The sequence below is a fragment of the Chryseobacterium sp. HNCC26DJ238 genome (assembly GCF_057180465.1).
Genome location: NZ_JBXUGI010000001.1, coordinates 270,159 through 283,084, shown reverse-complemented (window position 1 = coordinate 283,084; position 12,926 = coordinate 270,159). Strand labels below are relative to the sequence as shown.

Here is a 12,926-nt window from a genome sequence, read left to right as displayed (position 1 = left end):
TTATCATTTATCATTTATTGCCCATTACCTATTACCCATTACCCATAAAAAAAAGACGTGGATTTATTAAGATTTATAACAGCAGGAAGTGTAGATGACGGGAAAAGCACCCTCATCGGAAGACTGCTGTACGACAGCAAAAGTATTTTACAGGATCAGCTGGAAGTACTTGAAAAACATTCTAAAAACAAAAATGAAGATGGAGTAGATCTTGCTCTTCTGACGGATGGACTCCGTGCAGAAAGAGAGCAGGGAATCACCATTGATGTTGCTTACCGGTACTTTTCGACATCAAAAAGAAAATTTATTATTGCAGATGCTCCGGGACATCTACAATATACCCGTAATATGATTACCGGGGCTTCCAATTCTGATCTGATGGTCATCCTGATCGATGCCCGCAAAGGAGTTATAGAACAGACCAGAAGGCATTCTATTATCGCTTCGCTTCTTAAACTTAAAAAAGTTGCCGTTGCCATTAATAAAATGGACATGGTCAGCTATTCACAGGATGTTTTTGAAAAGATAAAAGCAGACTATGCGCAGATTGCAGAGGATTTGGGGCTTACTGATGTTACCTATTTTCCGATTTCTGCACTGAAGGGATACAACATTGTTTCCGTTTCTTCAGCCACAGGATGGTATCAGGGAAGTTCCCTTTTGGAATATCTTGAAAAAGCGGAGATTAATGAGCAGCACAACAAAGGCAGCCGCTTTCAGGTGCAGTATGTGATCCGTCCACAGACTGAAGCGCTTCATGATTATCGCGGTTATGCAGGACAGATTATCAGCGGACGTCTTCAGAAAAGCGATAAAATAGCTATACTTCCTGCCGGTATAATTACTGAAATTGCATCACTTGAAGTGAATGGAATTGAGGTACATGAAGCACTTGAAGGTCAGCCGGTCTTAATCCGGATTACCGATGATCTTGACATCAGCAGGGGAGATCTCTTCGCCCTGGCAGATGAACTCCCCAAAGTTGAAAAAGAAGTGGAGGTATTGCTCTGCTGGCTGGACCAAAAGTCTCTGCAGCCGGGTAATAAGTATCTTTTACAGCATCACAGCAGACAGCTGAAAGCAGTTGTAAAGCATGTGGAATACAAGATCAATGTGAACAGTCTTGAAAGAGAAAGTTCTGAAGGAGGCGTAAAGCTGAACGAGATTGCAAAAGTGATGATACGGACTGCCCAACCTCTGGTATTTGATTATTTTATAAACAATAAAAAAACAGGATCAGCGATTTTGGTAGATGAAACCTCTAATGCCACCGTTGCAGCCTGTATAATTCAGTAAACAATGAAAGTGTCAGATCAGTTTATCAGGAAAATCCTTGAAAAAAAGCAAAGCGGTTCCCGAAGATTCTTTGATAAAAATAAGATGGAGGGGTTTGTCATTCAGCTGTATGATCTTCTGTTCCTTTCACAGGATTTTGATGCTGATAATCAGATTCATATTGAATTTGAAGTACTGCGGGATGTTCTTTATGATCTGATCAGAAATACTTCTGAAGATGAGGTTTTCGCTGAAAAGCAGACCGATGATTTCTTTTCCGTACTTCCTGAGATCTACAATACACTGATCCTGGATGCTGAATCTGTTTTAGAATTTGATCCTGCAACGGAGTCTTTTGACGAAATCTTACTGTCCTATCCCGGCTTTTTTGCGACCTATGTATACAGGATCTCTCATCAGCTCTGGATTCAGGACGTGAAAATTCTGCCGCGGGTGATCTCAGAATATGCACACAGCAGAACCGGAATCGATATCCATCCAGGCGCTGTGATCGGGGAATATTTTTTTATTGATCATGGGACAGGCGTTGTCATCGGTGAAACTGCTGTCATCGGAAATCATGTAAAACTCTATCAGGGCGTGACGCTGGGAGCTCTATATGTTTCAAAAGATAAGGCCAATGAGAAGAGGCATCCCAATATTGAAGATCATGTTATTATCTATTCCGGAGCGACTATTTTGGGAGGAAATACGACCATAGGAAGAGACAGTATTATAGGAGGAAATGTCTGGATCACACAGAATGTCCCTTCCGGTTCTCTGGTCTATCATAAAAGTGAGATAAAAATAAAAGATAGCGGGACTCTTCCCGAATCTTTAACATTTGTGATATAAAAAAAAACAAAATTAATTGAATAGGTATGAAGTTCCAAAACACATTAGAAACCATCGGAAATACCCCGGTCGTAAAAATTAACAAGCTTTTTGATACAGAACATGAAGTATGGATCAAACTGGAGAAGTCTAATCCCGGCGGAAGCATTAAAGACAGGATTGCTTTATCCATGATTGAAGATGCTGAAAACAGAGGATTAATTAACAGAGACAGTACTATTATAGAGCCTACAAGTGGGAATACAGGTATCGGGCTTGCGCTTGTAGCCGCGGTAAAAAATTATAAGCTGATTCTCGTGATGCCGGAAAGTATGAGTTTGGAACGCCGGAAAATTATGGAATCTTATGGAGCAGAGTTTGTCCTGACTCCACGGGAAAAGGGTATGAAAGGCGCTATTGAAAAAGCAGAGGAACTGGCAAAGGAAACTCCGGATTCATGGATCCCCAGACAGTTTGACAATCCTGCCAACGTCAAGGTGCATGCGGAAACCACAGCTCAGGAGATTCTCAAAGACTTTCCGGATGGGTTGGATTATCTGATCACAGGTGTAGGAACCGGAGGGCATATTACAGGAATAGCAAAGGTGCTGAAACAGAAATTTCCCGGTATAAAAGTCATTGCAGTAGAGCCTGAGTTATCTCCGGTGCTGAGTGGCGGATCTCCCGCTCCGCATCCTCTTCAGGGACTGGGAGCAGGATTTATTCCTTCAATCCTGGATACAGCAATCCTGGACGAAATTGTTAAGATCAGTAAGGATGAAGCTTTTGAGTTTACAAAGGAAGCTGCCAAAAAAGAGGGACTGTTTGTAGGAATTTCTACGGGAGCTTCTCTGGCTGCAGTTGCGAAAAAGCTGTCTGAAATTCCACCAGGATCTACTATCCTGACGATAAATTACGATACCGGAGAAAGATACTTATCCATCGAAGGGCTTTTCTGAATACCCACCTAAGAAGATTTTAAAATGAAAAAAATAAATAATACACCCAAGGTTTACCTTGTAGGTGCAGGACCCGGCGACCCAGATCTGATCACTGTAAAAGCAGTAAAAGTCATCGGAAATGCTGATGTCATCCTATGTGACCGTCTTGTAAGTCCTGAAATTATAGATCGTTATGCAGATCAAAATGCAGAGATCATCTATGTGGGTAAAGAATGCAGTAAAAATGCATCTACACCGCAGTCCCTTATCAATACACTGATTGTGGATTATGCCTCTCAGGGAAAAAAAGTGGTAAGGCTGAAAGGAGGAGATATTTCTTTTTTTTCCAATGTTCTGGATGAGCTGAAAACTCTGAAAAAACACGGGATCGCATTTGAAATCATTCCCGGAATTACTGCCGCTTCAGGAGCTGCCGCTTATGCAGGAATCCCTTTAACTGCCAGAGGATATGCAACCGCTGTTCGTTTTCTGACCTATTATAAAACAGAAATACTTAGTAATGCATATTGGGAAGAATTAAGCACCTCAGATGATACCCTTGTTTTTTATATGTCAAAAGGGAATCTGAATGGTCTGGTTGAGAAATTTTTATCATCAGGCACGTCAGATGATAAAAAGATAGCGGTGATAGAGCAGGCAACAACGCCTTATCAGAAAGTATATACTTCTTCCCTGAAAGGCTTTCATGAAAATTTGGGAACTAAAGATTTTCTTTCTCCGTCACTGGTTGTCATCGGAAAAGTAATTGATCTTCACGAAGAATTTTCATGGCTCGAAAACGCTGATCAGGAAGGGATTTATTTTAAATCGGTATCCAATGGAACTTTAGTGACAAACCTTCAAAATACATTAGAATATGCTGTCTGAAATAAAATTAAAAGCTCTGAAAGAGATATCAGGTGGTTTTTCAAGAGATGAAGCCCTTTGGGCAAGTGGTTTCCTTGCTGGATTAGCGGAAAAGTCTTCTTCTTCACTGCCTTTTTCTTCCGGAATCGATACAGAAAATAGTTCTCCCGGGAAGATTACCCTGGCTTACGGGACTGAGACAGGAAACAGTAAGAAACTGGCTGTAGAGCTGGCAGGAATCATCAAGAAAAAAGGAGTGAAGGTAAAACTGGCAGACCTTTCCCAGTATAAACCGAAAGACCTCGTCAAAGAAAATCTTTTCTTTATCATTATCAGTACCCAGGGAGAGGGAGATCCTCCGGTTCTTGCAAAGAAATTTTACGACTTCATTCATGAAAATGAACTGAATATAAATGCTTTGCAGTATGGAGTCCTGGCTCTGGGAGACAGCAGTTATCCAATGTTCTGTAAAACAGGTGAAGATATCGATTTCCGCTTTGAAGTATTGGGTGCGCAAAGAGTTCTTCCTTTGAAAAAATGTGATATCGATTATGAAAAGGAGGCTCATCAATGGGCAGACCACATTCTTGATGTTGTTTACAAAACTGCAGAAAAAAGCCAGAAAACAGGGACGGCTGCTAAAGAATCCACAGGTAGGAGAAAATACCGCGGAAAAATTGCAACCATTATCAATCTCAATGATATTTACTCTGATAAAGAGACGTATCATATAGAAATAGAAACCGAAGAACCTCTTGTTTATAATCCTGGGGATGCATTGGGCGTCATTGCTCTCAATCCGGAAAAGGAAGTGAATGAAATTATCCGCCTGACTGGAATTGATCCTGAAAAGCAGATTACAACTGCTAAATTGACTGCCGGTGCAAAGGAACTTCTCTACAGGCATCTCAATATCAGTTATCTGCTTACAACAACCGTTGCCAGATATGCGCAGATTACAGGACATAAGATTCCGGAGGTACGGTTGGGTCTTCTTGATCTGCTGATAATCTATCCGGTAAAAAATGCAGAAGAATTTGAACAGATTATTCCTGTATTGACAGGCCAGTCACCGCGTTTGTATTCTGTATCCTCATCACCGGAGGCTCACGGGGATAGTGAAATTCATATTACGGTAGCGAAATCTGACTTTCTGATCAATGACAGAAAACAGAACGGATTATGCAGCGGATTTTTGGCAGGGTTTAAAGAAGGTGAAGACATAGAATTTTATATCCAGGAAGCTAAGCATTTCAGACTTCCCAAACCGGATCATGACATCATTATGATAGGACCCGGAACAGGAATAGCACCCTTCAGGTCATTTCTTTATGAAAGAGACGCTTTGGGCGCCGAAGGCAGAAACTGGCTTTTCTTTGGTGACAGGACCTTCGTTTCTGATTTCCTTTATCAGGCAGAACTTCAGGACTTCCTGAAAACAGGAACCCTGACCCATCTTGATCTTGCTTTTTCAAGAGATACCGCCGAAAAAGTATACGTGCAGCACAAACTGGAACAGAAAGCTGTGGAATTCTATCACTGGCTGGAAAGCGGAGCATCACTCTATGTCTGCGGAGCCAGGGAACCCATGAGTAAAGATGTTGAGAAAACTATCCTGGACATCATTCAGGATCAGGGAAAACAAAGCCCGGAAGAAGCCAGGGGGTATCTTGAAGAACTTGAACTCAATGGACGATATGTAAAAGATGTGTATTAATCATAAAACGGATAGGATATGACAGATAAAAATAATCTTTCGCCGGTAGAAAGAATAAAAACCGACAGTAATGGTCTCAGAGGAACTCTGAAGGAAAGTCTTCTGGATGATTTCACCGGAGCCATCAGGGAAGATGACCAGACCCTGATCAAGTTTCATGGAATGTATCAGCAGGATGACAGGGACAGGCGTGAGGAAAGGGTCGCAAAAAAATTGGAATGGCTGTATTCTTATATGATCCGGCTGAGGCTTCCCGGAGGCTTTTTAACATCCGGACAATGGAAAGGTCTTCATGCAATTGCAGAAGATCATTCAACCGGTGTGATCAAAATTACCACCAGGCAGACCATTCAGCTGCATGGAATTTTAAAATCTCACGTTAAGCCGACCATCCAGAATTTTAATCTGCAGCATCTTGACTCTATTGCAGCATGTGGTGATGTAAACAGAAACGTCACCTGTACCTCAAATCCTTCAGAATCACCATTGCATCAGGAGGTTTTTGAATTAGCAGGGAAAATCAGCGAAATGTGCCTTCCGAAGACAAAATCATATTATGATCTCTGGATCGATGACGAATTGATAATCGACAGAAAAACAGAGGAAGATCCTCTGTATCAGGACCGGTACCTTCCGAGAAAACTTAAAATTGGGATTGCCATTCCTCCCAATAATGATGTGGATGTTTTTATCAATGATATTGCTCTGATTGCCATTATTGAGAATGATAAAATTGCAGGCTACAATATTGCCGCAGGAGGCGGGCTGGGTGCAACCCATGGAAATGACGCAACCTATGCACGTCTGGCATCTGTTTTAGGTTTTGTAGATTCAGAAGAAAAAGCCCTGAAAGCAGTCTATGAAATTATTACCGTACAGCGTGATTTCGGAAACAGAAGTGAAAGAAAATTATCCAGGCTGAAATATACGATTGACAGGCTTGGTGTCGAAGGATACAGGGCTGAAGTCGAAAAAAGATGCGGATTTGATTTTGAACCAGCCCGGGAATTTAATTTTGAACAGAGAAAAGACCGTTACGGATGGATGCAGAACGTTGAAGGCAGATGGTTTTATACGGTTTTTGCAGAGCATGGGAGAATCCTTGATACAGAAGCATATCCTTTAAAATCAGGATTGCTGAAAATTGCCGAAACAGGAAAAGTCAATTTCCGCTTCACCTGTAATCAGAATCTTATTCTTTCAGATATTGAAGAAAATGATAAAGCTGAAATCGAAGATCTCCTCGGAGAATATGGAATTTCTGCTTATACGGATGAAGCAAGTGCACTTCGTAAGAATTCTGTAGCATGCGTGGCATTCAATACCTGTTCACTGGCTTTGGCTGAAGGCCAGCGGTATTTACCTGTTTTAGTCACTAAAATAGAGCCGGTGCTTGAAAAATACGGACTCCAGAATGAAGATATTACAATCAGGATGACGGGATGTCCGAACGGCTGCGGAAGATCACCAAATGCAGAGATCGGTCTTGTAGGTACTGCTTACGGAAAATATAATCTTCATATCGGAGGGGACAGGCTGGGAATGCGTCTTAATACAAAATTTAAAGAAAACATTGGAGAAGAAGAAATCCTTGAAACTCTTGATACCCTTTTCGGGAACTATTCAAAAGGAAGAAATGGACAGGAAACCTTTGGTGATTTTTCTTACCGCTATTTACAAACCTTAAAATAAAAATATGATCAATCTTCTCTACAGGCAAAGAAAAGCCAGGAAACATTATCATCATCTTTTAGGAATACGAATGTGTATGTGCTGTTCATCTGCTGACCACCCACAAATCATTATTCAACCCTAAAATTATACACAAGTGAATTTTATACAACATAAAAACATCAGGCAAAAAATATATTTTATACTGATTACTTTTTTATTTACCGGTTTTCTTCAGGCACAACAGCTGGTTGAAGTGACCGGAATAATCAGGCATACAGATACTCATCAGGGCGTTGCAGGAGCAAAAGTTCTTTCAGAAAATACCCATGATGCAGCGGTTACTGATCAGGAAGGAAACTTTATTTTACGCACAAGAGTAAAGCTGCCATTCAGGCTGGTGATCACCAAAGCAGGCTTTGTCAGTCAGACTACCGAGATCCTGTCACTGTCCAATAAGGTTGCGGTTGACCTGAATCCTCAGAACACGATTATTGACGAAGTTGTTATTTCTGCTTCCCGTGTTCCTGAAAAAATACTGAGGTCGCCAATTGCCATCGAAAAAATTGATATAAAAGCAATTCGGGAGAGTCCTGCCGCCTCCTTTTATGAAACACTGGAAAATGTCAAGGGGCTGCAGCTGCTGACTTCAAGCCTTACATTGAAGGTTCCCAATTCAAGAGGCTTCAATTCTCCCAATAACTTCCGCTTTATGCAGTTAGTAGACGGTGTTGATGTGCAGTCTGCCACTCTTGGCGTTCCTTTGGGAAATGCGATAGGTCCCACAGAGCTGGATATTCAATCTATGGAAATTACCCCCGGAGCTGCTTCTGCACTGTACGGAATGAATGCAGTCAACGGATTGGCCAGCCTTCAGACAAAAGATCCGTTCACGTCAGAAGGAATAAGTGTTTATTTCAAGGGTGGTGTGAATCATGTAGACCGTCAGAATTATCAGACATCTACTCTTGGAGAAAGTGCTTTCAGGATTGCTAAAGTATTTAATAAAAACTTTGCGGTAAAAGTGAATGCTTCTTATCTGAGCGGTGTCGACTGGATTTCTGACAACCGTACGGATCAGAATCCGAATTCATCAGTGACTGCCAACCCTAATTTTTCACTGAGCAGAAATCCTGCTGAAGATCTTTGGAATAAATATGGTGACGAAAGGAATAACCGTACTTCCGTACAGGTGAATTATAACGGAAAGCCGACAACCTTCAATGTTTCAAGAACCGGTTATAATGAAAAAGATCTGATCAGTCCCGAAGTGAAAAATATAAAATTCGATGCAGGATTGTATTACCGCTTTGGAGATCAGTGGAGAACCTCATACGTCTACCGCTATGGATTACTGGATGGTACCTTTCAGAGGGGAAACAAGATCCGCCTTCAGAATGCGACAGTTCAGAATCACAAAGTAGAACTTACAGGAAGGGAACTTACCTTCAGGGCATATATGTCCATAGAAAATACAGGAGATTCTTATAACCTTAAGCCTTTGGCGGATAACCTGGATCTTACAAACCTTTCCAACAACAACTGGCGGAATATTTTTCAGACAACACTTCAGGACAGGCTTAATTCAGGGGTAAATCTGAATGATGCATTTGTTCTTGCCAGACAGGAAGCGGATAAGAACAGGGTGATTCCGGGAACGGCGGCTTTCGAACAGCTTAAAAATACGATAACAGGTATTAATAACTGGGATTCCGCAAACTCAGGAATTGCCGGAGCACCTGCTACCGGTGGAGCTAAACTTGAACAGAAATCCCGCTTTTATCAGGGAGAGTTTACCTATGACCTTACAAGATTTGTAAAGATTTTTGATCTTCTTGTCGGAGCTGATTACCGTCTTTACAGCATTACGCCTGACGGAAACAATTTTGTTGATTTTGAAAGACCGGTAAGTGAGAGAAATATCCCTCTGTCTGACGGAACTTTTGGAAATAATGTAATTTATCGTAAATATGGAGCTTTTGCTCAGGTTACCAAACTTTTCTTCGGGGATAAATTAAAGGTAAATCTGGCGCTTCGGGCAGACAGAAACCCTGAATTTGAAACAAAATTAAATCCAAGATTAAGCGTTGTGTACTCTCCTGTTAATGAGCATAATTTCAGGATATCTTTTCAGAACGGTTATCGTTTTCCTTCCCTGTTTGAAGCACTGTCATTTGTTAATAACGGGAACGTAAGAAGGGTAGGAGGACTATCCAGAGCCAATGAAGGGCTGGGCTATCTGGAAAATTCATATACGCTGGCTTCTATAGACCGGTTTACTTCTGCTGTCAACAGGGATGTAGATAATGGAGTCAGCCAGAATCTTGCAGCACTTAATAACAGGAACCTGCTGGAAGCTGCGAATCTTCCGAAGTTGCAGCCTGAAAAAGTAACCTCTTTTGAAATAGGTTACAAATCAGCATTGTTTAACAACAGACTGGTGATCGACTGGGATTTTTATTACAATATCTACAGCGGTTTTCTGGGACAGGTAGAAGTTGCGGTTCCTAAAAGTGAAAATATAGGAACTGATAATGCAGTTCTGGCAATGCTTGACAGAAGCAAACAGGATCGATACCGGGTTTATACCAACAGCACGAGTAAATATAACAGTCTGGGAACATCGGTCGGAATCCGTTATAACCTTGTAAAGAATTTTAATGTGAATGCAAACGTTTCTTATAATGACCTGGTTTCAGCCAATACTTCGGATCTCTTTATTACAGCTTTCAATACACCCAGATGGGCAGTCAATGTTGGTATAGGAAACAGAGAAATTATCAAAAATATAGGATTTACGGTTTCAGCAAGATGGCAGGACGGATTCTTATGGGAAAGTCCTTTAGCTTCAGGAAATATCCCTGCCTACTATACCGTTGATGCACAGGCAACATGGCGGATTCCTCAAATAAAGGCAAGCGTCAAAATAGGAGCGACAAACCTGCTCAACAGACGCTATTTTCAATATGCAGCCGGGCCTGAGATCGGAGGACTCTATTATTTAGCTTTTACCTATGATTTAAAACTTTAATTTAATGAGTAACTCTTTATATCCCATATTTTTAAAGCTTGAAGAATTATCACTGCTGATCATTGGCGGAGGAAACATTGCTTTGGAAAAACTGGAATCGGTTCTTGCCAATTCTCCAAAGGCAAGGATCAAGTTGGTTGCCACGGAAATCAGCCAGCAGGTAAAAGAAATGAAGCAGGGTTATCCCAATCTTACCCTGCATGAAAGATCTTACACGGATAATGATTTTAACTGTGCGGATCTTGCCATCGTCGCGGTCAATGATATTTCTTTAGCAGAGCGTATCCGTGTAAGGGCGCATCAACATAATCTCCTGGTCAATATTGCTGATAAACCCGAATTGTGTGATTTCTATCTGGGCTCAATCGTCAGGAAAGGAGATCTTAAAATTGCAGTATCTACCAATGGAAAATCTCCAACGGTAGCCAAAAGATTACGTGAAATTTTAACGGAAACGATTCCAGATGAAGATATGGAAGGACTTCTGAATAATATGCATAACATCCGAAATCAGTTGAAGGGTGATTTTACTTATAAAGTTAAAGAGCTGAACAGGCTGACAACAGACTATCTGGATGAAAACAGCAGTCTGAATGCTGCCTCAAAAGAGACTGAAAAATTGATTACGGTCACGAAAACAGTACAGAGGCGGGCCAATATCTATCTGGGAATTATAGGGGTAATGATCCTTATAGGAATATTAGGATTCACCATTCATCAATTTAACCTGTCCGGAGAGATTCAGGATTTTCTCAGTAAAGACGGATACATTTTTTACTGGATGCTGTTGGCCGGATTTCTGGCTGAGGTTGTAGCCGGATCAATGGGGATGGGGTACGGAGTAATCTGTACCACCATTCTCCTGCTGCTTAATGTTCCTCCGCCTGTCGTCAGCGCAAGCATTCATTCTGCAGAATCATTTACGTCTGCAGCAGGAAGCATCAGTCATTACAAATTAGGGAATGTCAACAAAAAAATGGTATGGATTTTATTTCCTGTAGCCGCAGTCGGAGCTTTTACCGGTGCCATTGCTCTTTCGCATTTCGGAGAATATTATGCCCATATCGTAAAACCTGTGATTGCATGCTATACCTTATATCTGGGAATTAATATTCTTAAAAATGCTTTCAGGGGAAAGAGTAAAAGATCAGGAAATGTCAAGAAAAAGAGAACCAATCTCAGAATATTGGGACTGGCAGGAGGATTTATCGATTCTTTTGCCGGAGGAGGCTGGGGACCGCTGGTTACCGGAACATTGATCAAAGAAGGAAGAACACCAAGATATGTTGTGGGCACCTCAACCATGGCAAAATTTTTACTAACTGTTGTAAGTGCGCTGACCTTTATATTTACGATAGGGATTCATCACTGGAATATCGTATTGGGACTTCTTCTTGGTGGAGTATTCACCGCTCCTTTTTCGGCAATGTTTACATCCAGGCTTCCTGCCAGAAAAATGTTTGCTGTTGTAGGTTTCGTAGTGATTGTGATGAGTCTGGTCACCATCGTGAAATCATTAACCTGACTCCCTTAAATACTGCTTTTTTACCGTTAATAACAATTTTAATGGTTTTCAAGGGTATATCAGGAATCATTTATAGTTGACAGAAAATGAAAATATGATATAAGTATTTGAAAATCAGAATAATTTTAGTTTTGTCGCGATTATTTATAAACTTATTTAGTTTTGTTATATTTGATAAAATCAAAAGTGAAAATGTTTCTTACAGAATGTCCAAGAGATGCCATGCAGGGCTGGGGAGAATTTATCCCTACAGCAAAAAAAATAGATTATATCAATTCTCTGATGGAGGTTGGCTTTGATGTATTGGATTGCCTGAGTTTTGTTTCACCCAAAGCTATTCCGCAGATGGCTGATTCTGCTGAGGTGGCTGAAAATATTGACAAATCTTTGTCCGGAACAAAAGTTTCTGCAATTATTGGAAATTACAGGGGAGCTGAAAAAGCACTGAAGCATCAGTCAGTGGATATATTGGGCTTTCCCTTTTCGATTTCTGAAACTTTTCAGCACAGAAATACCAATAAAAACCAGGAAGAAGCTTTTAATGATGTTGTTAAAATGCTTGAGCTGACCAAAAGTGAAGGCAAAGAACTGAATCTTTATTTCTCAATGGCGTTTGGAAATCCTTACGGTGAAATGTGGAAATGGGAAGACGTAGATTTCTGGGCAAACCGATTTTCTGAAATTGGAATTAAAAATATCTTGTTATCTGATACTACGGGAGTTGCTACGACTGAAACGATCTCTGTTTTATTTGAAAAAATCCCTTCCAAATATCCAGATATTGATTTTGGCGCGCATTTCCATAACCGTTACGAAGATTCTTATTCTAAATTAAAATCTGCTTATGATAAAGGCTGCCGAAGATTTGATTCTGCCATCAAAGGAATTGGTGGCTGCCCAATGGCGAAAGATGATTTGGTGGGAAATATGCCTACAGAACAGGTCATTAACTTTATGAGCGTAGAAAAAGCGGAACACAAATTAAATTTACTGAATTTCGAAAGTTCGTATAACAGAGCGAAAGATATTTTTCATTTTTGAGACATCGTCTCTTTTATTTTTAAT

Annotated in this window: 9 protein-coding genes; all 9 read left to right on the top strand. The window is 40.7% G+C overall.

The annotated features are described in order from the left end of the window. Positions 1-57 precede the first annotated feature (57 nt). The 9 genes from AC2A07_RS01220 to AC2A07_RS01180 all read left to right on the top strand — a co-directional run bounded on the left by AC2A07_RS01220 (position 58) and on the right by AC2A07_RS01180 (position 12,902). Complete coding sequence (locus AC2A07_RS01220) at positions 58-1,296, top strand: sulfate adenylyltransferase subunit 1 (protein ID WP_484048848.1); 1,239 nt, start codon at positions 58-60, stop codon at positions 1,294-1,296. 3 nt (positions 1,297-1,299) lie between these two features. Next, the gene (epsC, locus tag AC2A07_RS01215) at positions 1,300-2,130 is read left to right on the top strand and encodes a serine O-acetyltransferase EpsC (protein WP_484048847.1); all 831 of its coding nucleotides are present in this window, start codon (positions 1,300-1,302) and stop codon (positions 2,128-2,130) included. 26 nt (positions 2,131-2,156) lie between these two features. Further along, entirely contained in the window at positions 2,157-3,068 is a 912-nt protein-coding gene (gene cysK / locus AC2A07_RS01210) for a cysteine synthase A (RefSeq protein WP_484048846.1), read from the top strand. A gap of 24 nt (positions 3,069-3,092) precedes the next feature. Next, positions 3,093-3,938 (top strand): uroporphyrinogen-III C-methyltransferase, encoded by an 846-nt coding sequence (gene cobA, locus AC2A07_RS01205; protein ID WP_484048845.1) that lies wholly within the window; start codon positions 3,093-3,095, stop codon positions 3,936-3,938. Then, positions 3,928-5,634: a diflavin oxidoreductase gene (locus AC2A07_RS01200; protein WP_484048844.1), complete on the top strand. Its 1,707-nt coding sequence runs from the start codon at positions 3,928-3,930 to the stop codon at positions 5,632-5,634. The genes cobA and AC2A07_RS01200 overlap by 11 nt, the downstream gene beginning before the upstream one ends. Before the next feature lie 18 nt (positions 5,635-5,652). After that, a complete protein-coding gene (locus AC2A07_RS01195) occupies positions 5,653-7,326 on the top strand; it encodes an NADPH-dependent assimilatory sulfite reductase hemoprotein subunit (RefSeq protein ID WP_484048843.1) in 1,674 nt (557 codons plus the stop codon). A gap of 145 nt (positions 7,327-7,471) precedes the next feature. Then, a complete protein-coding gene (locus AC2A07_RS01190; RefSeq protein WP_484048924.1) occupies positions 7,472-10,336 on the top strand; it encodes a TonB-dependent receptor in 2,865 nt (954 codons plus the stop codon). Between the two features lie 4 nt (positions 10,337-10,340). Further along, positions 10,341-11,861, top strand: coding sequence for a TSUP family transporter (locus AC2A07_RS01185; protein WP_484048842.1), 1,521 nt, complete (start codon positions 10,341-10,343; stop codon positions 11,859-11,861). Positions 11,862-12,053: 192 nt separating this feature from the next. Then, positions 12,054-12,902 carry a hydroxymethylglutaryl-CoA lyase gene (locus AC2A07_RS01180; RefSeq protein ID WP_484048841.1) on the top strand — a complete coding sequence of 283 codons (849 nt, stop codon included), beginning with the start codon at positions 12,054-12,056 and terminating at the stop codon, positions 12,900-12,902. Positions 12,903-12,926: the final 24 nt, after the last annotated feature.

Bases quoted from the DNA above. Each gene is read 5' to 3' on its own strand.
- epsC (WP_484048847.1), top strand. From the start codon at position 1,300: ATGAAAGTGTCAGATCAGTTTATCAGGAAAATCCTTGAAAAAAAGCAA.
- cysK (WP_484048846.1), top strand. From the start codon at position 2,157: ATGAAGTTCCAAAACACATTAGAAACCATCGGAAATACCCCGGTCGTA.
- cobA (WP_484048845.1), top strand. From the start codon at position 3,093: ATGAAAAAAATAAATAATACACCCAAGGTTTACCTTGTAGGTGCAGGA.
- AC2A07_RS01200 (WP_484048844.1), top strand. From the start codon at position 3,928: ATGCTGTCTGAAATAAAATTAAAAGCTCTGAAAGAGATATCAGGTGGT.
- AC2A07_RS01195 (WP_484048843.1), top strand. From the start codon at position 5,653: ATGACAGATAAAAATAATCTTTCGCCGGTAGAAAGAATAAAAACCGAC.
- AC2A07_RS01185 (WP_484048842.1), top strand. From the start codon at position 10,341: ATGAGTAACTCTTTATATCCCATATTTTTAAAGCTTGAAGAATTATCA.
- AC2A07_RS01180 (WP_484048841.1), top strand. From the start codon at position 12,054: ATGTTTCTTACAGAATGTCCAAGAGATGCCATGCAGGGCTGGGGAGAA.